Annotated in this window: 27 protein-coding genes; 13 read left to right on the top strand and 14 right to left on the bottom strand. The window is 65.0% G+C overall.

The features are described from left to right. Positions 1-81 precede the first annotated feature (81 nt). Positions 82-1,158, top strand: a complete 1,077-nt coding sequence (gene purM / locus AC4NN3_RS04265) for a phosphoribosylformylglycinamidine cyclo-ligase (RefSeq protein WP_491925863.1) — start codon at positions 82-84, stop codon at positions 1,156-1,158. Between the two features lie 44 nt (positions 1,159-1,202). Further along, positions 1,203-1,745: a phosphoribosylglycinamide formyltransferase gene (purN, locus tag AC4NN3_RS04270; RefSeq protein WP_491925864.1), complete on the top strand. Its 543-nt coding sequence runs from the start codon at positions 1,203-1,205 to the stop codon at positions 1,743-1,745. Here the strand turns inward: purN and AC4NN3_RS04275 are convergent, their stop codons facing one another. Then, positions 1,746-2,138, bottom strand: coding sequence for a DUF1801 domain-containing protein (locus tag AC4NN3_RS04275; protein ID WP_491925865.1), 393 nt, complete (start codon positions 2,136-2,138; stop codon positions 1,746-1,748). A gap of 217 nt (positions 2,139-2,355) precedes the next feature. On the opposite strand from AC4NN3_RS04275, the gene AC4NN3_RS04280 reads away from it, so the two are divergent. Beyond that, complete coding sequence (locus AC4NN3_RS04280; protein ID WP_491925866.1) at positions 2,356-3,246, top strand: DMT family transporter; 891 nt, start codon at positions 2,356-2,358, stop codon at positions 3,244-3,246. A 143-nt stretch (positions 3,247-3,389) separates the two neighbouring features. Beyond that, complete coding sequence (locus tag AC4NN3_RS04285) at positions 3,390-3,608, top strand: hypothetical protein (RefSeq protein WP_491925867.1); 219 nt, start codon at positions 3,390-3,392, stop codon at positions 3,606-3,608. Positions 3,609-3,663: 55 nt separating this feature from the next. Here the strand turns inward: AC4NN3_RS04285 and gatB are convergent, their stop codons facing one another. The 3 genes from gatB to AC4NN3_RS04300 form a co-directional block, all read right to left on the bottom strand. Further along, entirely contained in the window at positions 3,664-5,163 is a 1,500-nt protein-coding gene (gene gatB / locus AC4NN3_RS04290) for an Asp-tRNA(Asn)/Glu-tRNA(Gln) amidotransferase subunit GatB (RefSeq protein WP_491925868.1), read from the bottom strand. A gap of 85 nt (positions 5,164-5,248) precedes the next feature. Next, the gene (locus tag AC4NN3_RS04295) at positions 5,249-5,761 is read right to left on the bottom strand and encodes a GNAT family N-acetyltransferase (protein ID WP_491925869.1); all 513 of its coding nucleotides are present in this window, start codon (positions 5,759-5,761) and stop codon (positions 5,249-5,251) included. 11 nt (positions 5,762-5,772) lie between these two features. Continuing rightward, positions 5,773-6,084 carry a chorismate mutase gene (locus tag AC4NN3_RS04300; protein WP_491925870.1) on the bottom strand — a complete coding sequence of 104 codons (312 nt, stop codon included), beginning with the start codon at positions 6,082-6,084 and terminating at the stop codon, positions 5,773-5,775. A 246-nt stretch (positions 6,085-6,330) separates the two neighbouring features. On the opposite strand from AC4NN3_RS04300, the gene AC4NN3_RS04305 reads away from it, so the two are divergent. Then, a complete protein-coding gene (locus AC4NN3_RS04305; RefSeq protein WP_491925871.1) occupies positions 6,331-6,588 on the top strand; it encodes a YjhX family toxin in 258 nt (85 codons plus the stop codon). 135 nt (positions 6,589-6,723) lie between these two features. Then, positions 6,724-7,368 carry a DUF998 domain-containing protein gene (locus tag AC4NN3_RS04310; RefSeq protein WP_491925872.1) on the top strand — a complete coding sequence of 215 codons (645 nt, stop codon included), beginning with the start codon at positions 6,724-6,726 and terminating at the stop codon, positions 7,366-7,368. Here the strand turns inward: AC4NN3_RS04310 and AC4NN3_RS04315 are convergent. The 8 genes from AC4NN3_RS04315 to AC4NN3_RS04350 all read right to left on the bottom strand — a co-directional run bounded on the left by AC4NN3_RS04315 (position 7,355) and on the right by AC4NN3_RS04350 (position 12,236). After that, on the bottom strand, positions 7,355-7,672 hold the full coding sequence (locus AC4NN3_RS04315) for a hypothetical protein (protein WP_491925873.1): 318 nt from the start codon (positions 7,670-7,672) through the stop codon (positions 7,355-7,357). The two genes, AC4NN3_RS04310 and AC4NN3_RS04315, sit on opposite strands and share 14 nt — an antisense overlap. A gap of 148 nt (positions 7,673-7,820) precedes the next feature. Further along, positions 7,821-8,288, bottom strand: a complete 468-nt coding sequence (locus tag AC4NN3_RS04320) for a GyrI-like domain-containing protein (RefSeq protein WP_491925874.1) — start codon at positions 8,286-8,288, stop codon at positions 7,821-7,823. A gap of 121 nt (positions 8,289-8,409) precedes the next feature. Further along, entirely contained in the window at positions 8,410-9,894 is a 1,485-nt protein-coding gene (gatA, locus tag AC4NN3_RS04325) for an Asp-tRNA(Asn)/Glu-tRNA(Gln) amidotransferase subunit GatA (protein ID WP_491925875.1), read from the bottom strand. After that, the gene (locus AC4NN3_RS04330) at positions 9,887-10,339 is read right to left on the bottom strand and encodes a hypothetical protein (protein WP_491925876.1); all 453 of its coding nucleotides are present in this window, start codon (positions 10,337-10,339) and stop codon (positions 9,887-9,889) included. The genes gatA and AC4NN3_RS04330 overlap by 8 nt, the downstream gene beginning before the upstream one ends. Then, entirely contained in the window at positions 10,336-10,839 is a 504-nt protein-coding gene (locus tag AC4NN3_RS04335; protein WP_491925877.1) for a hypothetical protein, read from the bottom strand. The genes AC4NN3_RS04330 and AC4NN3_RS04335 overlap by 4 nt, the downstream gene beginning before the upstream one ends. Next, positions 10,836-11,318 (bottom strand): GNAT family N-acetyltransferase, encoded by a 483-nt coding sequence (locus AC4NN3_RS04340; RefSeq protein WP_491925878.1) that lies wholly within the window; start codon positions 11,316-11,318, stop codon positions 10,836-10,838. Before AC4NN3_RS04340 ends, AC4NN3_RS04335 begins: the two co-directional genes overlap by 4 nt. Then, positions 11,318-11,605 carry an Asp-tRNA(Asn)/Glu-tRNA(Gln) amidotransferase subunit GatC gene (gatC, locus tag AC4NN3_RS04345; RefSeq protein WP_491925879.1) on the bottom strand — a complete coding sequence of 96 codons (288 nt, stop codon included), beginning with the start codon at positions 11,603-11,605 and terminating at the stop codon, positions 11,318-11,320. The genes AC4NN3_RS04340 and gatC overlap by 1 nt, the downstream gene beginning before the upstream one ends. A 97-nt stretch (positions 11,606-11,702) precedes the next feature. Further along, a complete protein-coding gene (locus AC4NN3_RS04350; RefSeq protein WP_491925880.1) occupies positions 11,703-12,236 on the bottom strand; it encodes a hypothetical protein in 534 nt (177 codons plus the stop codon). Positions 12,237-12,306: 70 nt separating this feature from the next. Between AC4NN3_RS04350 and ruvX the strand changes: the two genes are divergently transcribed. From ruvX to dprA, 5 genes are all read left to right on the top strand, one after another. Continuing rightward, the gene (ruvX, locus tag AC4NN3_RS04355) at positions 12,307-12,777 is read left to right on the top strand and encodes a Holliday junction resolvase RuvX (RefSeq protein ID WP_491925881.1); all 471 of its coding nucleotides are present in this window, start codon (positions 12,307-12,309) and stop codon (positions 12,775-12,777) included. Positions 12,778-12,860: 83 nt separating this feature from the next. Then, positions 12,861-13,850 (top strand): aspartate carbamoyltransferase catalytic subunit, encoded by a 990-nt coding sequence (locus tag AC4NN3_RS04360; protein WP_491925882.1) that lies wholly within the window; start codon positions 12,861-12,863, stop codon positions 13,848-13,850. Next, positions 13,847-15,139 (top strand): dihydroorotase, encoded by a 1,293-nt coding sequence (pyrC, locus tag AC4NN3_RS04365; protein ID WP_491925883.1) that lies wholly within the window; start codon positions 13,847-13,849, stop codon positions 15,137-15,139. The genes AC4NN3_RS04360 and pyrC overlap by 4 nt, the downstream gene beginning before the upstream one ends. 339 nt (positions 15,140-15,478) lie before the next feature. Continuing rightward, the gene (plsY, locus tag AC4NN3_RS04370) at positions 15,479-16,087 is read left to right on the top strand and encodes a glycerol-3-phosphate 1-O-acyltransferase PlsY (protein WP_491925884.1); all 609 of its coding nucleotides are present in this window, start codon (positions 15,479-15,481) and stop codon (positions 16,085-16,087) included. Positions 16,088-16,090: 3 nt separating this feature from the next. Continuing rightward, positions 16,091-17,215 carry a DNA-processing protein DprA gene (dprA, locus tag AC4NN3_RS04375; protein ID WP_491925885.1) on the top strand — a complete coding sequence of 375 codons (1,125 nt, stop codon included), beginning with the start codon at positions 16,091-16,093 and terminating at the stop codon, positions 17,213-17,215. 61 nt (positions 17,216-17,276) lie between these two features. Here the strand turns inward: dprA and AC4NN3_RS04380 are convergent, their stop codons facing one another. Next, positions 17,277-18,308 (bottom strand): aldo/keto reductase, encoded by a 1,032-nt coding sequence (locus tag AC4NN3_RS04380; RefSeq protein ID WP_491925886.1) that lies wholly within the window; start codon positions 18,306-18,308, stop codon positions 17,277-17,279. A gap of 257 nt (positions 18,309-18,565) precedes the next feature. On the opposite strand from AC4NN3_RS04380, the gene topA reads away from it, so the two are divergent. Beyond that, positions 18,566-21,226 carry a type I DNA topoisomerase gene (gene topA / locus AC4NN3_RS04385; RefSeq protein WP_491925887.1) on the top strand — a complete coding sequence of 887 codons (2,661 nt, stop codon included), beginning with the start codon at positions 18,566-18,568 and terminating at the stop codon, positions 21,224-21,226. Positions 21,227-21,268: 42 nt separating this feature from the next. Here the strand turns inward: topA and AC4NN3_RS04390 are convergent, their stop codons facing one another. Then, on the bottom strand, positions 21,269-22,312 hold the full coding sequence (locus AC4NN3_RS04390) for a dipeptidase (RefSeq protein WP_491925888.1): 1,044 nt from the start codon (positions 22,310-22,312) through the stop codon (positions 21,269-21,271). A gap of 145 nt (positions 22,313-22,457) precedes the next feature. Between AC4NN3_RS04390 and rnr the strand changes: the two genes are divergently transcribed. Next, complete coding sequence (gene rnr / locus AC4NN3_RS04395; protein ID WP_491925889.1) at positions 22,458-24,743, top strand: ribonuclease R; 2,286 nt, start codon at positions 22,458-22,460, stop codon at positions 24,741-24,743. Positions 24,744-24,745 lie beyond the last annotated feature (2 nt).

Consider the following 24,745-nt stretch of genomic DNA (forward strand, 5'->3'; position numbering starts at 1 on the left):
CTTCCGGCCCTGGAATTGGCAACTGCCTTGCTCTCCCGGTGACGGCTTTACCCACGCTTTCCCCATCGAGGTTCTAGGCCCATGTCCGACCCGCAAAACCTGACATCAAACGGCCTGTCATACAAGCAGGCTGGTGTCGACATCGATGCCGGCAATGCCCTGGTGGAAGCGATCAAGCCAGCGGTCAAGTCCACCCGCCGGCCTGGCGCCGATGGCGAGATCGGCGGCTTTGGCGGCCTGTTCGATCTCAAAGCCGCCGGTTTTGTCGATCCGGTGCTGGTGGCGGCCAATGACGGGGTCGGCACCAAGCTCAAGATCGCCATCGACACCGGCAATCACAGCACCATCGGGCAGGACCTGGTGGCCATGTGCGTCAACGACATTATCGTGCAGGGCGCCGAGCCACTGTTCTTTCTCGATTACTTCGCCACCGGCAAGCTCGATGTCGAACAGGGCACCGCCATCGTCACCGGCATTGCCGAGGGCTGCCGGATTGCCGGCTGCGCCCTGATCGGCGGCGAGACCGCTGAAATGCCGGGCATGTATCACGGCAAGGATTATGACCTGGCCGGCTTCGCCGTGGGCGCCGCCGAGCGCGGTACCCTGCTGCCCCGCCCCGATATCGCCGCCGGCGACACGCTGGTGGCCATCGCCTCCTCGGGCGTGCATTCCAATGGCTATTCGCTGGTGCGCAAGATCGTCGAGCTCTCCGGCCTCGACTGGTCGGCCGATGCGCCCTTCGCGCCGGGCACACCTTTGTCGGCGGCCCTGCTGACCCCGACCCGCATCTATGTGAAACCGCTGCTGGCCGCACTCAAGGCGGGCCTGGCCATCAAGGCGCTGGCCCATATCACCGGCGGCGGCTTCATCGACAATATTCCGCGCGTCCTGCCCGACCACCTGGCTGCCCATGTCGATCTTGATGCCGTGACCGTGCCCAAGGTCTTCGGCTGGCTCAGCCGCACCGGTGGCGTCGACCAGCATGAAATGCTGCGCACCTTCAACTGCGGCGTCGGCATGCTGGTGGCCGTCGCCCCCGCCGATGCGCAGGCCCTGGTCGATCACCTCAATGCAGCCGGTGAAATCGCCGCCATTGTCGGCAGTCTCACCGAGCGTACGGGCGAGGCCGTCACCTTTGCCGGCAAGCTGGCGCTGTGAGTCGCAAGCGCGTCGGTATCCTGATTTCAGGCCGCGGTTCGAACATGTCGGCATTGATCGCGGCCGCAAAGGCGCCCGATTATCCGGCCGAGATCGTCGGCGTGCTGTCCAACCGGGCTGCCGCGCCGGGCCTCGAGGTCGCCGCCAGCCACGGCATTGCCACAGCCTCGCTGGCGCAAAGCAGGTTCCTCAGCCGCGACATGTTCGAAGACGTCATGACGCAGATGCTGGAAAGCTGGGCGGTCGACATTGTTTGCCTCGCCGGCTTCATGCGCATCCTGGGCGATGATTTCGTCGACCACTGGGCCGGCAGGATGATCAATATCCACCCGTCCCTGCTGCCGCTCTACAAGGGCCTGCACCCGCACCAGCAGGCGCTGGACGCCGGCGCGACCGAGCATGGCTGCTCGGTGCATTTCGTCACCCGTGGCATGGATGAAGGTCCGGTGATCGCCCAGGCCAGGGTGCCGATCGTGCCGGGCGACACGGCCGAGAGCCTGGCCGCCCGCACCCTGGTCGCCGAACACCAGCTCTATCCCGAAGCCCTGCGCCTGCTGGCTTTGGAACAGGTCACCGCGCCGGTCTGATCAGCCGCTCTTTTTGGCATTCTTCTTGAGCTTGGTCTGATTGTGCACGATCGCCGTGCGCACCAGCGCCGTCAGTTCGGGGCCCCGCACCGGGTCACCCTCGAGATAGTCGATCACCCGCCGTGCATTGCCTTCGAAGCCGGCATTGAACAGCCTGTCCGGATCGGCCAGCTGCGCGCCATGGGCAAAGGTCAGCTTGACCTTGGCCTTGTGCGCATTGCCGACGGCGATCATGCCGTCGCGCGACCAGACCGGGCTGCCCATCCATTTCCACTCCTCGACAATGGCCGGATCGGCGGCGAGAATCGCGGCGCGCACGGCAGCCAGAGTGGCGCCGCGCCAGTCGGTCGTCTCGGCAATCAGCTGGTCGATGCGGTCGGATGCCTCTGACATGTCGCCAATCCTGGAGTTCGGTTTCGAGGCTGGCGCGTGGTCATGCCGCCTGCTGGGGCGGATCCGCCAGGGACCTGATGGTGACGGCAAATTTAGCCCGGCAGCGGCGGCGGCGTCCAGTCCAGGCATCACCAATATTGATCCGGCCCATTGTCAAAATCGGTTCGACCTTTGTTCTACAGAGGCCTAGTTTCCCCCTCTTGAAAAGGAGTCCCGCATGGTTCGCCGCGACTGGTTCTGGATTATTCTGCTCGGCGCCATTTGGGGCTGCTCGTTCATTTTCAACGCTGTGCTGATCCGCGAAATCGGCCCGCTCTGGGTCACCTCCTTCCGCGTCGGCATTGGCGCGCTGGGCTGCTGGGCCGTGCTGGTGGCTTTGCGCAAGCCGGTGCCGCGCGACCCCGTGCTGTGGTTCAAGCTCGGCGCACTGGGCGTGCTGGCCTATGCCATTCCCTTCGCGCTGTTCCCTCTGGCCCAGGCCAACCTGGCCAGCGGCGTCGCGGCCATCATCAATGCGCTGACCCCGCTGATGACCGTCATCGTCAGCCATTTCTGGCTCGGCGGCGAAAAGGCCAGCCGCATCAAGGTCGCCGGTGTTGCCGTGGGCTTTGTCGGCGCCTTCATCCTGGCCTGGCCGGCGCTGTCGAGCGGCGGCGATTCCCATCTCTGGGCCATCGGCGCCTGCCTTCTGGCCACGCTCTGCTATGCGCTCTCGCTCAACATCACCCGCAGCTTCAAGGCCATCGAGCCGACGGCACTGGCCGCCATTGCCCTGACCGGCGCTGCCGTGGTGTCCATTCCCATCGCCCTGCTCGCCGAGGGCGTGCCGGTCATGGTGCGGCCCGAGACCTGGATGGCGGCCCTGGCCATCGGCCTGATCTCCACGGCCTTCACCTTCCAGATCATGTACCGCATCCTGCCGCGCGTCGGCCCGACCAACTTTGCCACCACCACTTTCATCGCGCCGATCTCGGCGGTGTTCCTGGGCGTCACGCTGCTGCGCGAAACCGTGCTGCCGATCCAGATCCTGGGCATGCTGGTCATCTTTGCCGGCCTGCTGCTGATCGATGGCCGCATCGGCAAGCTGTGGCGCCGCGTCGCGGTCTGAGCGTTTTCAGCGAAAATGGCTTAATTTTGCGGTACGACGACGCGACAATCCAGTTCACGGGGCGTATCACCGTTTCAGCGGGGCAATGCCCCGGCGGAACAAGCCCGGCGCTGGGACGTTCCTGTAAGCAAAGGAGCGTCCCCATGTCCGTATCGATCACCGAACCCGGCCCCGATATCAATCCGGTGGCCCCGCCAGAGATCATTCCCCAGCCCGAGCCGGCGCCGCCCCAGCCGGTCGATCCGGTGCCACCCGGCCCCTCCGAACTGCCCGATGTGCCGCCGCCGGTAGAAGATCCCACCCCCGGCCAGCCGGCACCCACGCCCGGCCCTGGCGGCGACCAGCCGCCGACCTGGAGCTAAACAAAAAAGAACGGCGCCCGCGGGCGCCGTTCTTTTTGATTTTGATCGGCGCGGCCTACTCGATGCCGAGCTTTTGCTTCATCAGGTCGTTCAGCGCCTGCGGATTGGCCTTGCCGCCCGAGGCCTTCATGGCCTGGCCGACAAACCAGCCGATCATGGTCGGCTTGGCCAGGACCTTGGCTACCTGGTCGGGATTGGCGGCGATGATCTCGTCGACAATAGCCTCGATGGCGCCCATATCGGTCACCTGGGCCATGCCGCGGCGTTCGACGATCTCGGCCGGCTCGCCCTCGGGCTCCTCGGCAATGATCACCTGCAGCAGATCCTTGGCGCCCTTGGACGAAATCGTCCCGGCGGCCACGAGATCGACGATCCCGGCCACCTGGCGCGGCTGCAAATGGGTCTGCCAGATGGCCAGGCCCTGGCTATTGGCAAAGGCGGCGACGTCGGCATTGAGCATATTGGCCACGGCCTTGCCATCGCGCTTGACCCCGCCAAAGCCCACGACAGCCTCGAAATAGTCCGCCGTCTCGCGGTCCAGCGTCAGCACCATGGCGTCATAGGGCGTCACGCCGAAATCGGCGATGAAGCGGGCGGTCTTTTCGTCGGGCAGTTCGGGCAGACCGGCAAGCAGTTCGGCCACAAAGGCATCGTCGAATTCGAGCGGCAGCAGGTCTGGATCGGGGAAATAGCGATAGTCCTGCGCATCTTCCTTGGAGCGCATCGAGCGCGTCTCGCCGGCCTTGGGATCATACAGCCGGGTTTCCTGCTCGATGGACCCACCGTCCTCAAGAATATCGATCTGGCGCCGGGCTTCGAATTCGATGGCCTGGCCGGCAAAGCGGATCGAGTTCACATTCTTGATCTCGCACCGCGTGCCGAATTCGCCGCCCGGGCGACGTACCGAGACATTGACGTCGGCGCGCATCGAGCCCTGCTCCATATTGCCGTCGCAGGTGCCCAGATAGCGCAGGATGGAGCGCAGCTTGGCGAGGTAAGCCTTGGCCTCGTCGGACGAGCGCAGGTCGGGCTTGCTGACGATCTCCATCAGCGCCACGCCGGCACGATTGAGATCGACAAAGCTCATGTTCGGGTGCTGGTCATGCAGCAGCTTGCCCGCATCGGTTTCCAGATGCAGCCGTTCGATGCCGATCTCGACATGGTCGCCATTGACGTCGAGCGCCACAACGCCTTCCCCGACGATCGGGTCCTTGTACTGGGAGATCTGGTAGCCCGGCGGCTGGTCGGGATAGAAGTAGTTCTTGCGGTCAAAGACGCTGCGCTTGTTGATCTTGGCCTTCAGGCCCAGCCCTGTCCGCACAGCCTGGCGCACGCATTCCACGTTGATGGTGGGCAGCATGCCGGGCATGCCGGCGTCGACAAAGGACACATTGGCATTGGCCGGATTGCCGAAGGCCGTCGACGAGCCCGAGAACAGCTTGCTCTCACTGGTCACCTGCGCATGCACTTCCATGCCAATGACGATTTCCCAGTCACCGGTGGAACCGGCGATGAAGCTTTTCGGATTGGGCGTGCGCGTATCGATAAGGGTCACTGGAGCATCCTGCGAGGCAAGGCGAAATGATGCCAAACGCATAGAGCGAAGGGCTGGACGATGCAATGGTTTGAGCAGCTAGCGCCTAATCCTCGTGGCCGATATCGCCGGCGAAGGGCATCAGCCGTTTTTCCAGGTGCACGCTCATGAAGGGTTGCGCCGCGTCGCGGCCGTCGGGGCGCAGGGCCAGTATGCGATAGCCCTGCTTTTCATAGAAGCGCACCGCCGGCACATTGTCAGCAGGCGTCTCGAGAAATACCCGTTCGGCGCCGGCCAGTTCGAGCATGGATTCCATGCGCCGCAGCAGGATCGAGCCGAGGCCGTTGCGCTGCAGTTCGGGCATGACGAAGAGGTAGGGGATATAGGCGCGCCGCGCCGCCCGCGAGCACCAGCCCACCACGATGCCGTCGACTTCGGCCACGATGATGCGGCTGAGGGTTTCGGCCACCACCTGGGTCAGCCGGTAGCGCTCGGCCTCGCGCAGGCCGGGTCGCGGGGTCAGCAGTGGGTAGATACCGTGTTCCCAGGCACTATAGGCAATCACGGCCAGCCGCCGTGCATCGGCACTTTCCGCCTTGCGAATGGTGATGCATGGCATGTTGACCTCCGCTATTCGCGGCGCCGCGCCGCGATGATGCCCTTCTCGTAATTGATGTTCCAGTCGATCAGGGTCCGCCACACAAGTTCGGCCTGATCTTCGTCAAGATCAAGAGCCAAACTGCGGTCGCGGACCTTGTTGATCACGGCCTCGATGCGTACCGGATCGCGCGCCTCGTGCGGATCGGTTTTGATCTGCGCCATGCGCGTCACATAGCGGTGCCGCTGGGCGAACAGAGCCAGCAGTTCGGCGTCAAGCCGATCGATTTCGGCGCGGACATCGTCCTTGGTCTGGCAGTCGGCGGGGGTCTTGATGGCGGTCACTTCAGCTTCCAGTCAGCAGGTCATGTTGCAGGTTTGCACCGGGTGGCGCGCGATTTCAACCGCCCGGCTTGCCCAAATGTGCGCAGCTGCGCTATCAATTGCCCATGTTGAGCCAGCCGGAAACCGCCTGACGCCTCGTCCAACTGCGACGAGGCATGAATGAACCATCGGCCGCCCTGCGTCTGCGGGCCGCCGGTCTTGTTTGTTCGCGGGCTCGTGCCCGCCGCTCAGGCTTTCGACATTTCCATGGACATTTCACGCGACGAACAGCGTGTGCTGCACGCCCTCGCCCAGGGCGGCCGCATCGCGCTCATCCGCAACCCGGCCGGCAAGGTCACCGACCTTGAATTTTTCAACCGCGACGGCTGGCTTACGCCTGGCTGCACCCTGCTGCTCTTCCGCAAGCTCAAGGCGAAGAAGGCCATCAAATCGGCCAATGGCCAGCCTTATCGCATCACGCGTCGCGGGCTCGAGCTGGTGCGCAGCGAGTATGACAACCGGTAACCGGGCACTGACGTATAATGCCGGGCCGCCATGCTTCCGCCCGTCGGGGAGCATGGCGGCCCCCCGGTCGCGCCCGCCTCGTGATTTGACAAAGCAGGCCCGGCCCCGCCCATTCCTGCCATTGGGGAACCATCGATGACCAAGCAGATTCGCATGGGCGCCATCTTCTGGGTGCTGACTGCCGAATTCTTTCTCGCCCAGTTCCTCGCCCAGGCGGCCTGGCCGGGCTATTCCATGGCCGTGGAAGACATCAGCCTGCTGGGCGTCACCAGTTGCGGCGCCTATATCAATCCGGCGCCGGGCGGCATCATGCCGGTCTGTTCACCGCTGAGCCTGGCCTTCAATATCGGCATGACCCTCAACGGCGTGCTGGTTGTGCTGGGCGTCTGGTTCACCCGCGATCTCTGGCCGCAGACGCGGCTCAAGGTGGCCGCGCTGTGGCTGCTGGCCCTGGGTGGCGACGGCACCATGCTGGCCGGGATTTTTCCGCTTGATACCAATCCAGTGCTGCACCTCATCGGCGCGGTGCTGGCGCTGGGGCTCTCCTGCTTTGGCTTTATCGCCCTGGCCCGCGTGGTCTGGCACAGCCATCGCGGCTTTGCCGTTTATAGCCTCGCCACGGGTGTCCTGGCCCTTACCGGCTTCGTGCTCTACGCGGCGGAAATTTATCTGGGCGGGCGCGGCACCGTCGAGCGGCTTGCCGCCTGGCCGCAGACGCTGTGGTATGTGGTGACGGGCGTGCTGATCCTGCGCGGGCACTTCAAGCCTAGTGCTTGGTAATGCCGCTCAGGGCCGCCGCGATATGTTCCCACTCGCTGGCCACGCTGGCCGTGGCGCGCTTCTTGCCGGCGCGGCGATACCAGTAATCGGCATTGCCCATATCGGCCTCGATCCAGTGCATCAGCGCGTGCACCCAGTCAAAGGCCTGCACGCCCTCCATGGCCTGGACGATGTTGTGCGCCTGCTCCCATTCGGGCCCGACGCGCATTTCGCCCTTCTTGAGCCACCACAGTGCCTGCAGCGGCATGCTCATGTCCTTGGGCGGCTCGGACCAGTCCTGGGTGGTGAAAATATCAGTGGCCATGGGAGATACTCTAGTCGGCCCGGACGCCGCCCGCGGCGACGTCACAACCAGTTTCAACTTGTGCATGCCCGCCAAATAAGGCGGATCGCCGCCGCGATCAAGTGGTGAGCACGATGCCGCGACCATATCACCCTGACCGCCGGCATGCCTACTTCAGTGCGGAATAGACATCCGTCAGCAATTCGGCTTCCGTTACCTGGTCGGGGTCGTTGAGATAGACCTCCCAGGTCGGCGCCCCGATCTCGCGGCCAAGCGTGGCGATATGCGCCATCATCAGCCCGTAATCGTCGCGCAGGCTGGCATAGGAGCCCTTGTGCTGGAAGTAGATGACCTCCGCGATGGGAGTCGTGTCAGCCTTGACCTCGCCCTCGGCTTTGGCAGCGTCCCGCGGCGCGATGATGAAGCCGGCCCGGAAGGTCATCTTGTCAGGACTGTAGTCATAGTAGACCGACAGTGCACCGCCCGCCGGCTGGATGGAATTGGCCTGCATGAAGGCCCAGACCTCTTGGAAGGCGGTACCCATATTGCGCGAAATGTCCTGCGGATCCATCGAACAGGTCCGCGTGACATAAAGGTAGGTCGTGGCTGGCGCCTGGACGAGCTTGAAATCGGTCATGCCATTCTCCTCTCAGTGAACAGCACCGGGATAGCGGATGGCGGCAGATTGCACTTTGATCGCGATCAAGCAGGCAGGAGCAGCCGGCAGCGGCAGCGCCTGTGGCGCCGCCGCCCTGCCTTTACCACCAGGGCTTGGGCGAGAAGTCCATATTGGCGCTGCGCTCGATGACGCGGGCGGCGGCAAACAGCGTCTCTTCGTCGAACGGCTTGCCGATCAGCTGCAGCCCCAGCGGCAGGTTCTGCCCGTCCTTGCCGGCCGGCACGGCGATACCGGGCAGGCCCGCCATGTTGACCGTGACGGTGAAGACGTCCTGCAGATACATGGCCACCGGATCAGCGGCTAGAGCCTCGTCGCCGATGCCGAAGGCAGCCGAGGGCGTGGCCGGGGTCAGGATGGCGTCGACGCCGGCATGGAAGGCGTCCTCGAAATCCTTCTTGATCAGCGTGCGCACCTGCTGGGCCTTGACGTAATAGGCGTCAAAGTAACCGGCAGACAGCACGTATGTCCCGATCATGATGCGGCGCTTGACCTCGCGGCCGAACCCGGCGGCGCGGGTCAGCTCATACATGTCGGTAATGTCCTTGCCGGTGACGCGCAGCCCATATTTGACGCCGTCATAACGCGCCAGGTTTGACGAGGCCTCGGCTGGCGCCACGATGTAATAGGCCGGCAGCGCATATTTGGTGTGCGGCAGGCTGATATCGCGCACCGTGGCGCCCTCGGCCTTGAGCCATTCCAGCCCCTGGGCCCAGAGCTTTTCGATCTCCGCGGGCATGCCGTCCTGGCGATATTCGCGCGGCACGCCAATGGTCAGACCCTTGACCCCGCGTTCGACCGCGGCGGCAAAATCGGGCACCGCCACGTCGACGCTGGTGGAATCCTTGACGTCAAAGCCCGACATCGAGGTCAGCATCAACGCCGCGTCTTCCACCGTGCGGGCGATCGGCCCGGCCTGGTCGAGCGAGGAGGCAAAGGCCACCGTGCCCCAGCGCGAGCAGCGACCATAGGTGGGCTTGATGCCCACCGTGCCGGTCAGTGCCGCCGGCTGGCGGATCGAGCCGCCGGTATCGGTCGCCGTTGCCGCAGCGCAGAGCCAGGCCGACACGGCTGCGGCCGAACCACCCGACGAGCCGCCCGGCACGAGGTTGGCATTGCTGCCCTCGGCGCGGAACGGGCTGATCACCGGACCATAATAGGAGGTCTCGTTGGACGAGCCCATGGCGAATTCGTCCATGTTGAGCTTGCCCAGCATGACCGCGCCGTCGCGCCAGAGATTGGCGGTGACGGTGGATTCGTATTCGGGCTTGAAGCCGTCAAGGATATGGCTGGCCGCCTGGGTATGGACGCCCTTGGTGGCGAACAGGTCCTTGATGCCCAGCGGAATGCCTTCCAGCGTCCCACCCTGCCCGCTGGCAAGCCTCTCGTCGCTGGCCTTGGCCATGCTCAGCGCCTGCTCACCGGTCACCGCCACATAGGCGTTGAGACTCGGATTGGCCTTGTCGATGGCGCCCAGATAGGCCCCGGTCAATTCGCTGGCGGTAAAGCTCTTGTCGGCAAGGCCCTTGCGGGCGGCGGCCAGGCTCAGTTTGGTCAGGTCAGTCAACGGGGATCTCGCTCAGATTATCGCAGCGGTGATAGAGGGTCGTTCCCACGGGATTGTCCGAGGGTGGCGCGTCGCTGCTGGCCAGGGCCAGCGTCGTGTCGGCGCCGGAGACGACAAGGATGGAATCTGGGCCATTGGGGGCAATGGCCAGGATATCGGGGTAGAGCGCGCCGGGAAATTCGCAGACGGCATCGACGAACAGCAGCGGCGTATTGGGGCGGCTCTTGATATCATAGAAGTTGCAGTGGAATTCCATGGACTGGATGCCGCTGGTAAAGCTCAGGCTGAGAAAGTCCAGGTCCAGCCAGGCATCGACCCCCTGCTGTTCCAACGCCTGGCAGGCCGATGGCTCGGTCACATAGAGCTTGCTCTGGTCGATGGCCATGTCTTCCTGCGCCAAGACGGGCGTCGCCATTATCGCAATGGCCAGCGCCAGGCGCCTCATGGAATGAAATCCTCGGCCGTCAGCGCCTCGCACAGCGTATAGATGCCGTCATAGCCGTCAGCGGCGGCCAGATCCTCGCCGCCGAGATCGGCGCGCATGGAGATGATTTCAACCGTCGGGGGAATCGGCTGGTCGGCATCGCCATAATGCAGGTTGATGTTCTGGCTGACATTGGTGATGACCAGATGGTCCAGATAATCCTCATAGGGTGCGTAGCAGCGGGCCGTGGCGAGGATTTCGGTATCGGCGGGATCCCAGTGCATGGCCGAGGGCATTGTGCGCACATCCACCAGATCGCAGCTCATTTCGCCACCCACCCAGATCGCCTGGCGCGGCGACGCCGCCGCCGCCTGCAGCTCGAACAGCACCAGGTTCATATCGGCTTCGCCGGCCCGCGCGCAGACCGCCGGATCGGAAACATAGAGGGCGTCATAGGCATCGGCCGCCATGGCGGAACCGATCGAGGCCAGCATGATCACCGTCGCCAGAGCAAGTTTCATGCGGTCTGCTCCACGCGCAGTGGCATTTCGAAGAATGCCGACCACTGGCTGTCAGGATAGTCCAGAAACGGCCCGCGCCCCACAAAGCCGGCATTGGCATAAAGCCGGTGCGCTTCAGGCATGTCGGCGCTGCCGCCGGTTTCCAGCATCAACATGGGCAGATTTCTATCACGCGCCAGCGCCACGATGGCTGCCAGCAGCGCCGAGCCCACGCGCTGCCCGCGTACTTCGGGCAGGGTGAACATGCGCTTGACCTCGCCCAGCTCGGCAAAGTGCACCTTGAGCGCCCCCATGCCGACGGCGCGGCCGGTGTCATCGCGCGCGACGAAGACCGTGGTGTCGTCGCCGGCCATCTGCTCGACGGTCATCTTGAACTGGAATTCGGGAGGCGACAGCGGCAGCAGATGCGCGTTGAGCTGCTCGACGAGGAAGCGCACGTCGTCCTGCAAAGCCGTCTCGATGGCGATGCTGACGCCCATTATTCGATCACCTTGGGCACCATGAAGAAATTGTCCTCGCTCAGCGGCGCATTGGCGACGATCTGGGCGGGATAGTCACCATCGCTGACCACGTCGTCGCGCAGCCGCAGCGTCATCGGCATGACCGAGGTCATCGGCACCACGCCGGTGACGTCGACCTCGCCCAGCTGCTCGATGAAACCCAGAATCGCATTGAGCTCTTCCTGGTAGCCGGCAACCTCGTGCTCCTCGATGCGAATGCGTGCCAGGCTCCCGATGCGCTTAACGGTCTTGGCGTCGACGGACATGGGTAACTCCACAAAGATCGGCTGAAAGGTTGGTTATTGGCCGCTTCATTAGCAATTGCAGCCCGCAAAAGACAATAAAAAGCTCTGATGCGCCCGATCAGATTTCCAGCGCCAGCCCGGCCTCGAGCGCGACGAGGCTCGTGCCATCCAGTCCGTCGCGCAGGATGGCGATCGCCACATCGACCGCCGTCTCGTCGCCGGCCAGCGCCAGCAGCCGCGGCGCCCGCTGCGCCAGCGCCGCCAGGCCGATCGCCGCCAGCCCGGCGCCATCGCCGAACAGCACCACCACGGCCCCCTCGGCCCAGCGCCCCAGTGCCGGCACGGTGCCGCGCACCAGCAGCAGCGGCGCCTCGCCCATGGCATCCACCAGCACGGCGTCGGCGCCCGCCGACCAGCAGTTTACCACCGGCGCGTCGCCATCATCGTCCAAGGGTCGCGCCGGCTTTTGCGGCTTCCAGCTCGCCGTCTCGACAGCCGGCAGGCCGGCGCCAAAACCGGCGACAACGCTGTCGGCGCCGGCGACCAGTTCGGCCGCATCGATTCCCGCCGGCGCCCCGCCCGGGTCGAGCACCACGATCATGCCGCCGATATAGATGCGCAGCGTCGTGCCGCCGAACCAGGTCAGTTTCATGCCAAGCTTTCCAGTCGCCAAATCCTGCCGCACCCTATAGGACGGCTCCATTGTGGCAAGCGAGCAACCCATGACTGAAGAAACGGAAGACTTCGCCAATCCGCTGGCCGGCATTCCCGCCACCGGGCGCATCATGGGGCTCGACCTGGGCACCAAGACCATTGGCGTCGCCATTTCCGACGGCATGCGCTATTCGGCTACCCCGCTAGAAACCATCAAGCGCACCAAGTTCACCGCCGACGCCGTGCGCCTCGACGAGCTGATCGCGCAAAACGCCATCGTCGCCGTCATCCTGGGCCTGCCGCTCAATATGGATGGCTCGGAAGGCCCGCGGGTGCAGTCCACCCGGGCCTTTGCCCGGAGCCTGGCCCAACGCATCACCCTGCCCATCGCCTTCTGGGACGAACGTCTGTCCACCAGCGCGGTCACCCGCATGATGATCCAGGCGGACATGCGCCGCGACCGCCGCGCCGAGGTCGTCGACAAGCTGGCCGCCAGCTATATCCTGCAGGGTGCGCTCGACCGCCTGCGCCACGCCTGAACTACGGCGTGGAAAATTCAACAAGATGTTGAATGGCTGGCCCCCCTCCGCTACACCGCTGCAAACTTAGGGAATGGGAGCGCATGGCCCAAGCTCGCGCCAGCACAGCCTCGACTTCGCCCGCCGGCTCCTCCGGCGATTATCCCCCGTTCAATCAGCGCCATCTGCTCTCGATAGCCGATCTCCAGCAACATGAGATCGTGGATCTGCTCGATCGCGCCGAAGCCATGGTGCCGGTGAGCCGGCAGGAGCGCAAAAGCCTGCCCACCCTCAGCGGCAAGACCCAGATCAACCTGTTCTTCGAGCCCTCCACCCGCACCCAGGGCTCGTTCGAGATTGCCGGCAAGCGCCTGGGCGCGTTGGTGATGAACATGTCGGTCAAGACCAGCTCGGTCTCCAAGGGCGAAACCCTGATCGACACCGCCGCGACGCTCAACGCCATGCGCCCCGACGTGATCGTGGTGCGCCATTCGGCGGCTGGCGCCGTGGAACTGCTGAGCCAGAAGGTTGGCTGCGCGGTCATCAATGCCGGCGATGGCGCCCACGAGCACCCGACCCAGGCCTTGCTCGACGCCCTCACCATCCGCCGCCACAAGGGCCGCATTTCCGGGCTGACCGTCGCCATCTGCGGCGACATCGCCAATTCGCGCGTCGTCCGCTCCAATCTCCTGCTGCTCGGCGCGCTCAATGTGCGCACCCGGGTCATCGCCCCGCGCAATCTGCTGCCCGCCGGCATCGAAAACCTCGCCACCGAGGTCTTCACCGACATGCACGAGGGCCTCAAGGGCGCCGACGTGGTGATGATGCTGCGCCTGCAGCACGAGCGCGCCCAGGGCCGCATGATCCCCTCGGTGCGCGAATATTACCGCTTCTATGGCCTCGACGCCGAAAAGCTCGCCTATGCCAAGCCCGACGCCATTGTCATGCATCCCGGTCCGATGAACCGCGGCGTCGAGATCGATCCGGCCATTGCCGATGGCGTGCAGTCGGTCATCAACGAGCAGGTGGAAATGGGCGTCGCCGTCCGCATGGCCGTGCTTGATGCCCTGCTGCCGACGAGGAACGAGGCATGACCGCCCCCCTGCTGATTGAAAATGCCCGCATCGTCGACCCGGCCTCGGGCACGGACGCGATTGGCGCCGTGCTGGTCGAGAATGGCCTCATCGCCGAGATCGCCATCGGCCGGCCCATCGGCGTGCCCGACGGCGCCGAGGTGATCAATGCGCATGGGCTGATGCTGGCGCCGGGCCTGATCGACATGCGCGTCTTTACCGGCGAGCCGGGCAAGGAATATCGCGAGACCCTCGCCTCGGCCGGCGAGGCCGCCGCTGCCGGCGGGATCACCAGCTTCGTCATGATGCCCGATACCACCCCGGTGGTTGACGATGGCGCCCTGGTGGATTTCCTGATCCGGCGCGCCAAGGCGACGTCCAAGGTCAATGTGCTGCCCGCCGGCGCCATTACCAAGGGCCTCAACGGCACGGAAATGACCGAGTATGGCCTGCTGCAGGAGGCCGGCGCGGTCTGCCTCACCGATGGCCGCCATTCCATCCAGTCCACCTCCATGCTGCGCACGGCGATGAGCTATGCCGCCAATTTCGGCCTCACCTTCGTTCACCATGTCGTCGATACCGACCTGGCCGGCCCCGGCGTGATGAATGAGGGTCTGTTCGCCACCATTCTGGGCCTCAAGGGCATTCCGCGCGAAGCAGAGACCATTCCGCTGGCGCGCGACCTGCAACTGGCCGCCCTCACCGGCGTCAAATACCACGCCGCCCAGATTTCCTGCGCCGCCTCGGTCGAGCTCGTCGCCGCCGCCAAAAAGCGTAACACGTCAGTTACCGCAGGGGTTTCCATCAATAACCTCGCGCTCAACGAGAACGACATCGGCCGCTACCGCACCTTCTTCAAGCTCTCGACGCCCCTGCGCTCGGAAGATGATCGCCAGGCCATGATCGAGGGCCTGCGCAGCGGGGCCATTGACACCATCCATTCCGACCACGATCCGCAGGATACTGAGGTCAAGCGCCAGCCCTTCGCCGAAGCCTCGGACGGCGCCATCGGCCTTGAAACCCTGCTCGCCGCCGCCCTGCGCCTGGTCCATTCCGGCGATGTCGATATCCTCACCGTGCTGCGCGCCATGACCAGCCGCCCCGCCGAAATCCTCGGCCTCCCATCCGGCCGCATTGCCGCGGGCGCGCCGGCCGACCTGATCCTGGTCGATCTCGACTATCCCTGGCAGGTCGACGAAACCGCGCTGCGCTCCCGCTCGCGCAATACCAGCTTCGAGGGCGCGCGCCTGGCCGGCAAGGTCATGCGCACCATTGTCGGCGGCGAAACGGTCTACGTACACGCGGACTGAAGTTCACGCTCTTCATCCTCTCCCGTTCACGGGAGAGGGGGACCACGCTTCGCGTGGTGGAGAGGGGAGCCCCACACGCCAGCCATCGCCTGTCCACCCTGTCGGACCGTTATCCTCGTGGATGCTGCCCCCCTCCACCGCCTGACGGCGGGCCTTTCGAGCTTAGCTCTCAAGGCCTCCTCACCTAAAATCGCTCCACCGGAGCGATTTTGCCTTCGGCCGGCTCGAAGCCCCTCCCCCGCAAGCGGTGGAGGATAGGCGGCGGCTCGACACTCCCCCCTTGCGGTGCAACAGGGCGTCGGGGTATTTTCTTCCCATGCCCGCAAAGGATTGCCCGTCATGCCGTTCGACTTTCTCCCCCTGCTCTACGCCACCGTCCTGGGCTATCTTTGTGGCTCGGTCCCGTTCGGGCTGCTGCTGACACAGGCCGCCGGCCTGGGCGATATCCGGGCTATCGGCTCGGGCAATATCGGCGCTACCAATGTGCTGCGCACCGGCAATCGCTGGCTTGCCGCCGCGACCCTCGTGCTCGACGCCGCCAAGGCCGCCATGCCGGTGCTGCTGGCGCGCGGGCTCTGGGGCGAGGAAGCCGCCATGCTGGCGGGCCTGGGCGCCTTTGTCGGCCATTGCTTTCCGGTCTGGCTCGGCTTCAAGGGCGGCAAGGGTGTTGCGGTCTTTATCGGTTCGCTGCTGGCGCTGAGCTGGCCGGTCGGGCTGATCTTCTGCGCCGTCTGGCTGTTCATCGCCTTTGCCCGCAAGTTCTCCTCGCTGGCCGCGCTCACCGCCGGCGCCACGGCGCCGATCTTTGCCTATGTCGTGGTCGATGAGCGCCTCGCCGCAACGGCCGCTCTCATGGCCCTCTTGCTGTTCTTCCAGCACCGCGAGAACATTGTCCGCCTCATCGCCGGGACCGAACCGACGATCGGCGGCGGCAAGAAAACCGCCTAAGCGATGGCGCCTGACCCGGGTGCCACAATCCTGTCTCCGGCGCAGCGCCTCTGCTGGCTGCGCCTGATCCGCACCGAAAATGTCGGTCCGGCCACGTTCAACCAGCTGCTCAGCCGCTTCGGCTCGGCCGAGGCCGCTCTTGATGCCCTGCCCGCGCTGACGCGCCGCGCTGGCAAGCCCGTCCGCATCACCACAAAGGCCGAAGCCGAGGACGAAATGGCCGGCCTTGCCCGCTATGGCGCCCGCCTCGTTGCCCGCAGCGATGCCGATTACCCGCCGCTGCTGCGCTTCATCGCCGGCGCCCCGCCACTGCTGACCCTGGCCGGCGGCGATGCACTCGATTGGCAGCGCACCGTGGCCATTGTGGGTGCCCGCAATGCCTCCTCGGCGGGCATCAAGATGACCCGCCTGTTGGCCAGTGATCTGGGCGGCGCTGGCTATACCATTGTCTCGGGCCTGGCCCGTGGCATCGACGCCGCCGCCCACGCCGCCAGTCTCAGCACCGGCACCGTTGCCGTCCTCGCAGGCGGCTTCGACAAGATCTATCCCGAGCAGAATATCGGCCTGGCCCATGACATTCTTGACGCTGGCGGGGCGCTGCTCAGCGAAATGCCGCTCGGCTGGGAGCCCCGCGCCCGCGACTTTCCGCGCCGCAATAGGCTGGTCTCGGGACTTTCATTGGGAGTGGTGGTGGTCGAAGCGGCGCAGCGCAGCGGGTCGCTGATCACCGCCCGCCTGGCGCTGGAGCAGGATCGCGACGTCTTTGCCGTGCCCGGCTCGCCGCTCGATCCGCGCGCCGAAGGCGGGAATCTGCTGATCCAGCAGGGCGCCAGGCTCGTCATCAGTGCCGCCGACATCATCGAGACCCTGGGCAGCGCCGACCCGGCCCGGACGAGTCTGTTTGAAGGCGACTGGCAGCCCGACCTCGCCGCCGACGTCTCGCCGCCCAGCGACAGCGACAAGTCCCGGCTGCTGTCGGCGCTCAGCGCCACGCCGATCGACGTCGACGAACTGATCCGCCAGTCCGGCCTCTCTGCGGCCGCCATGCAGATGCTGCTGCTTGAGCTCGACCTGGCCGGACAGATCGAATGGTCGAGCGGGCAGTTGGTGGCGCTTCGATACGCCTAGCAAGCAACGCAATACCGCGTAGAAAGATCAGGTGGGGGCTTACCCCCACCTGTTGTTAGCCCTACCGCCCGCCCCCGATGTTCCGGTTGCGCTGGCCGATGCCGCCGGGGCCATAGGGATAGTCGCTCATTTCAGGCTTGCTGACATCGGTCAGCGCGGCGATCTCCTCGGCGCTCAGCACCAGGTCGGCCGCGCCGAGATTGTCCTTGAGCTGGTCGGTCGTCCGCGCGCCCAGGATCACCGAGGTTACGGCTGGCTGCGCCGCGACCCAGGCCAGGGCCACCTGCGCCATGCTGGCGCCGCGTGCCTTGGCCAGGTCTTCCACGGCCCCGATCACATCCCAGGTGATCGATTTGCTGTTCCGCTTGTCGAAGGCCTCCATGCCGCGCTTGGGGTCTTCGCCCAGCCGCGTCGCCCCAGTGGGCATCTGATCGCGCTTGTACTTGCCAGAGAGCCAGCCGCCTCCCAAAGGCGACCAGGGCAGCAGGCCAATTTCGGCATCGAGCGCCGCCGGCACGATCTCGTGCTCGATGTCGCGCACCAGCAGGTTATATTGTGGCTGCAGCGTCACCGGCGGGGCAAAGCCTTTGGCCTTGGCGGTCCAGACCGCCTTGGTCAGTTGCCAGCCGAGGAAGTTGGAAAAGCCGTAATAGGCAATCTTGCCGCTGGTAATGGCGTCGTCGAGAAAGCGCAGCGTCTCCTCGATCGGCGTCAGCGCGTCCCAGGCATGCATCTGGTAGAGGTCGATATGCTCGACGCCCAGCCGCTTGAGCGAGGCGTCCAGCGCCTCGCGCAGGTTCTTGGCCGAGAGGCCGAGATGGTTGGGCCCCTGCCCCATGGGAAAGCGACCCTTGGTGGTGATCACCAGGTCGCGCAGCACGCCAGGCTTGTTCTTGAGCCAGCGGCCGACGATCTCCTCGGACACGCCGGCGCTATAGACATTGGCGGTGTCGATGAAATTGCCGCCGGCCGCGACATAATCGTCCATCAGCTGAAATGAGGTGGCTTCGTCCGATTCCGCACCAAAGGTCATGGTGCCCAGGGCATAGGCCGAAACGACGGTACCGCTGTTACCGAGCTTGCGGTATTGCATGGTCAATATCTCCTCTTGATCGACCCGGCGCGCGAGCCGACACCGCGCCAGGGGCGCAGGCAATCGAGGTCGGTCGCGATGGCATTGGGTCCGGCGCAGAAATGCGCGCCGGCCAAGTCTGCACCGGCTCTATCTTGTATGCAAGATTTCTCTCCCCTTTGGGGAGCCGGCGGCGGTCACAATGTGCCCGTTGACACTTTGTTCTGGCTTGACCATGTTGCGCCACTTCTCACAAAGCGGTTGCAGACAGGTATTCCATGAAGGTCGTTGTCGTTGAAAGTCCGGCCAAAGCCAAGACAATCAACAAATATCTGGGCTCGGACTACCATGTCCTGGCCAGCTTCGGCCATGTCCGCGACCTGCCGGCCAAGGATGGCTCGGTCCGTCCCGATGAAGATTTCGCCATGTCCTGGGAGGTCGATACCGCCTCCAGGAAGCGCATTGCCGACATTGCCGCAGCCCTCAAGGGCGCCGATGAACTGATCCTGGCAACCGATCCGGATCGCGAAGGCGAGGCCATTTCCTGGCACGTGCTCGACGTGCTGCGGCAGAAAAAAGTCATCAAGAAGGACATGATTGTCCGCCGCGTGCTGTTCAACGCCATCACCAAGGACGCCATCCTGGCGGCCATGCAGGTGCCGCGCGAGATCGACATGCCGCTGGTCGATGCCTATCTGGCCCGCCGGGCGCTCGATTACCTCGTCGGCTTCACCCTCTCGCCCATTCTCTGGCGCAAGCTGCCCGGCTCGCGTTCGGCCGGCCGCGTGCAGTCGGTGGCCTTGCGCCTGGTCTCGGATCGCGAAACCGAGATCGAAAAGTTCAAGCCCGATGAATACTGGTCGGTCGAGGCCAAGCTGGCCCAGGCCGGCAAGAGCTTCCTGGCGCGTCTGCTGTCTGTGGATGGCAAGAAGACCGACAAGCTGGCGATCAAGGACGGCGAAAACGCCGCCGAGCTGAAAAAGCTCATCGAAGCCGGCCAGTTCAATGTCTCGGCCGTCGACAAGAAGCCCACCAAGCGCAACCCTTATGCGCCCTTCACCACCTCCTCGCTGCAGCAGGACGCATCCTCGCGCCTGGGCCTCTCGCCCAACCGCACCATGCAGATCGCCCAGCGCCTCTACGAAGACGGCCTCATCACCTATATGCGTACCGACGCCGTGCAGATGGCGCCCGAGGGCATTGCCATGGCCCGTTCGGTGATCGAAAAGTATTTCGGCGAGGAATACCTCCCCGACAAGCCGCGCATCTACCAGACCAAGGCCAAGAACGCCCAGGAGGCGCACGAGGCCATCCGGCCCACCGACATGTTCAAGCGTCCGGAAAGCCTGAGCCTTGATGCCGACCAGGCCAAGCTCTATGGCCTGATCTGGCGCCGGACCCTGGCCAGCCAGATGCGCTCGGCCGAGATCGACCGCACCACGGTCGATATTGCCGTCAATGTCCCCGGCCGCCATGTCGAACTGCGCGCCGTCGGCTCGGTCGTGACGTTCTCTGGCTTCCTCAAGCTCTATGGCGTCGAGGTCAAGTCCGACGAGCCCGATGACGAGGACGAGGAAAGCCGCGAACTGCCGCCCATCGCCGTCGGCGACAAGCCGGCGCTCCAGGCTGTCGATATCGAGCAGCATTTCACCCAGCCGCCCAGCCGCTATACCGAAGCCAGCCTGATCAAGAAGATGGAAGAGCTCGGCATCGGCCGGCCCTCCACCTATGCCGCGACCCTGACCACGCTCAAGGACCGCGACTATGTGCGGCTTGAGGGCAAGGCCCTCCACCCCGAGGATCGCGGCCGCATCGTCACGGCGTTTCTGGAAAACTTCTTCAGCCGCTATGTCGAATATGGCTTCACCGCCGGCCTCGAGGAACAGCTCGACGAGATTTCGGCCGGGACGCTGGACTACAAGCAGGTGCTGCGCGATTTCTGGAAGGATTTCTTCGCCGCCACCACCGAGATCAAGGACCTGCGGGTCTCCGAAGTCCTCGACGTGCTAAACGAATCGCTGGCCAGCCGCATCTTCCCGCCCAAGGAAGATGGCTCCGACCCGCGCCGCTGCCCCACCTGCGGCACCGGCCAGCTCTCGCTCAAGCTGGGCAAGTTCGGCGCCTTTATCGGCTGCTCGAACTATCCCGAATGCAAGCACACCATGCAGCTGTCGGACGCGGCCACCGGCCAGTCTTCCGAGGCGGCGCCGGGCGATGGCGTCCTCGGCACCGATCCGGAATCGGGCGAGGAGGTCTTCCTCAAGACCGGCCGCTTCGGCCCCTATGTGCAACTGGGCGATGCCGGCGGCAAGGAGGCCAAGCGCAGCTCCATCCCCAAGGGCTGGGATGCCGCCACCATCAATCTCGAGGGGGCGCTCAAGCTGCTGTCGCTGCCGCGCGATGTCGGCCTGCATCCAGAAACCGGCCTGCCGATAACCGCGGGCCTGGGCCGCTATGGCCCCTTCATCCTCAGCGACGGCAAATATGCCAACCTGCCCGACGTGGAAGAGGTCTTTACCGTCGGCCTCAACCGGGCCGTCGACCTGCTGGCCGAAAAGGCCAAGGGCGGCTTCAAGCGCGCCGGCAGCGTCGCCGCCATCCAGACGTTCGAGCATGACAATGGGCCGATCACCGTGCGCGGCGGCAAGTATGGCCCCTATGTCAACCAGGGCAAGATCAACGCCACCATCCCCAAGGATGTGCAGCCCGAGGCCGTGACGCTGGAACAGGCCCTGGGCTGGATCGCCGCCCGCGCCGAAGTCACCGGCACCAAGATCAAGAAGGCCCCGGCCAAGAAGGCCGCCGCGAAAAAGCCGGCCGCCAAGAAGCCTGCCGCCGCCAAGGCGACAGCGACCAAGGCGACCGCTGCCAAAAAGCCGGCAGCGAAAAAGCCCGCCGCCAAAAAGACTGTCGTCGCCGACGAAGACGTGCCGTTCTAGGCACCTACCCTGCCCACCTTCTCCCCCGGGGGAAGGTGGACCTTACCCGATCGTCTGCTCGATCATGCCCAGCCAATTGCCATAGGCAATTTTGCCCACGAGCTCATCCCCATAGCCCTTGTCGAGCAGCGCCTGCAGCAGCTTGGGCACGCCTGTGACGTCGCCGATCTCGGCCGGCAGCATGGCCCCGTCGAAGTCGCTGCCCAGCGCCACGCCATCCTCGCCCAATGCCGCGACCAGCGCATCGACATGGCGCACCACCACGTCCATCGGCGTATCCTTGAGCCACTGCCCGTCCGGCCGCAGGAAGCCGGCGGCAAAGTTGACCCCGACGATCCCGCCGCTCTCGGCGATGGCCGCCAGCTGCCAGTCCACCAAGTTGCGCGAATTGGCGCAGATGCCATGCACATTGGAATGGGTCGCCACCAGCGGCTTGTCGCTGAGCGCCGCCACGTCGCGGAACCCGGCAGCGTTGAGATGGCTGAGGTCGATCATGATGCCGCGGCCATTGCATTCGCGTACCAGCGCCTTGCCCGCGTCGCTGAGCCCCGGGCCGATTTCGGCATCGGAGGGAAAGCGGAACGGCACGCCGCTGGCATAGGCATTGGCGCGGCTCCAGACCAGGCCGATCGAGCGCAGCCCGGCGGCATAGAGCACCTCCAGCGCGTCGAAGCGGGTATCGATGGCCTCGGCCCCCTCGATATGCAGCACCGCTGCCAGTGTGCCGGCGGCGACTGCTGCGCGAATTTCCGCCGCGCTGCGGCAGATCGCCATGCCGCCGGCACGCTCGATCTGCAGCGCAATCGCCGTCATCGCCAGCGTCGAGGCCTGCGCATCGGCCAGGCCCAGTTCGGGCGGCAATTCGCCCTTGGCATTGCCGGCGCCGGCCACCACCGATCCCAGATTGCCCTTGAGCGGCGGCGGGAACATCGCAAAGAACCCGCCCGCCATGCCCGCCGCTTTGGCCCGAGGCAGGTCGATATCGGCCGCCGGCATACCCTCGATGAACAGCCGCGCCTTGTCCCCCTCGGCCTCCAGCAGCTTGAGCAGGGTATCGTTGTGGCCGTCGAAGAAGGAATTGGTCATGGCAGGGAATCGCTTTCTGTTGGCCTGATAGCAGCACGAAGCAGGCGCGCTTGCGACCGGCTTTGGTTGCCGCATGGCCATCCTGGCGATGTGCAGCCGGACGGCATTTGGCAAACTGGCCGCCATCACCTACATGTCTTGCAACATGACAGTCAAAAAACCCACAAAACCAAAAAACCTCTCCGGTCCCCGCCGCCCCACGGCGCCGCGCGCCGATGCCTTGCCCAGCCGCGAAGCGCTGCTCGCCGCGCTGGCCGAGCAGACCGATATCAAGGGCAAGCGCGATCTGGCAAAGGTGTTCGGCATTCGCGGCGACATGCGTCGCCCGTTCAAGGCCATGCTGGCCGAGCTCGAGGGCGAGGGTGTCATCACCCGCACCCGCAAGGCGCTGCGCCGTACCGCCGCCCTGCCCCATGTCACCGTGCTCGACATCCCCGCCGATGCCGATCCGGAAGACATGCATGCCTTTCCCGCACAGTGGAATGACGAGGAAGGTGAAAAGCCGCGCGTCACCGTGCTGAGCGGTCGTGATGCCCGCGTCGCCCCGGCGCCGGGCGACCGCATCCTGGCGCGCATCGATGCCGGCGAGGCCGACATTCCGGTCTATACTGCCAAGGCGATGAAGATCCTCGACAAGCCGCGGCGCGGCCAGATCGGCATTGTCCGCATGGACGACGACGGCGCCCGACTCATTCCGGTCGATCGCAAGCAGAAGGAAATGCGCATTCCGCTGGGCGACCTGCTCAATGCCGGCGACGGCGACCTCGTCGAGGTCGAGGTCAAGCTGTCCGGCCGCCTGATGATCCCCCGCGCCAAGGTGGTGGCCGTCATCGGCAATCCGATGTCGGAGGGTGCGGTCAGCCTGATAGCCATCCACAACCTCGAAATCCCCTATCGCTTCCCCGCCTCGGTGATCCGGGAGGCTGACGAAGCCACCGAGATTGGGCTCAAGGGGCGCGAGGACTGGCGCGACGTGCCGCTGATCACCATCGATCCGGCCGACGCCAAGGACCATGACGACGCCGTCTATGCGCAACCCGATACTGACCCCGCCAATACGGGCGGCCATATTGTCATCGTCGCCATTGCCGACGTCGCCGCCTATGTCCGTCCCGGCACGGCGCTTGATCGCGAGGCCTATACCCGCGGCAATTCGGTCTATTTCCCCGATCGCGTCGTGCCCATGCTGCCCGAGCGCATTTCCAATGAGCTGTGCTCGCTGAAACAGGGCGTGCCGCGCGCTGCCCTGGCCGTGCGCATGATCATCGGTGCCGATGGCAAGAAGCGCAGCCACAGCTTCCATCGCATTCTGATGCGCTCGGCCGCCAAACTCTCTTACCAGCAGGCCCAGGCGGCCATTGACGGCAAGGCTGACGAGCAGACCGGCCCGCTGCTCGGCCCCGTCCTCGGCCCGCTCTACGCGGCCTATGACGCCATGGCGCATGCCCGCGACCATCGCGGCCCGCTGGCGCTTGACCTACCCGAGCGCAAGATCCTGCTCGACGACAAGGGCATGGTCAAAGAGATCCACATTCCCGACCGCCTCGAGGCGCATCGTCTGATCGAGGAAATGATGATCGCGGCCAATGTGGCGGCCGCCGAAACACTCGAGCAGAAGAAATCGTCGCTGCTCTACCGGGTGCATGACGAGCCCAGCTCGGAGAAGCTGCAGGCCCTGCGCGACTTTCTCGGCTCGCTCGATATTGCCATCAAGAAGTCCGACAGCGTGCGGGCCAGCGATTTCAACGGCATCCTGGCGCAGTCGCGCAAGGCGGGCAATGTCGAGCAGGTCAGCGAAATGGTGCTGCGCAGCCAGGCGCAGGCCGAGTACAATGCCGACAATTACGGTCATTTCGGCCTCAATCTCGACCGCTATGCCCATTTCACCTCGCCCATCCGCCGCTATGCCGATCTCATCGTGCATCGCGCGCTGATCAAGGCGCTCGATCTTGGCGATGATGGCCTCAGCGAAACCGAGCTGCTGCACCTGCCCGGCATCGCCCAGCACATTTCGGCCACCGAGCGCCGGGCCATGCGGGCGGAACGCGAAACTGCCGACCGGCTGCTGGCGCAGTTTCTCGCCACCAAGATCGGCGCCCGCTTCGAGGGGCGCATATCCGGCGTCACCCGCTCGGGCCTGTTCGTGCGCCTGCTCGAAACCGGTGCCGACGGCTTCATCCCCGCCTCAAGCCTGGGTCAGGACTTTTACCGCTATGTCGAGGAGCGTCAGTCGATGATCGGCGACCGCGGCGGCGAGAAGTTCACCCTGGGCGATCGCGTCACCGTCCGGTTACTGGAAGCCGCGCCGGTGGCCGGGGCGCTGCGGTTCGAGCTGCTGTCGGAGGGCGAGCGCGTCAATCCGTCATCTGTTCGCCGGGGCAACAAGCGCCCACCTAAGTCATTCGGGCCCAAGGGCCGCAGAAAGAGGTGAAC

This window comes from Devosia sp. MDV22-iso42 (assembly GCF_058629155.1).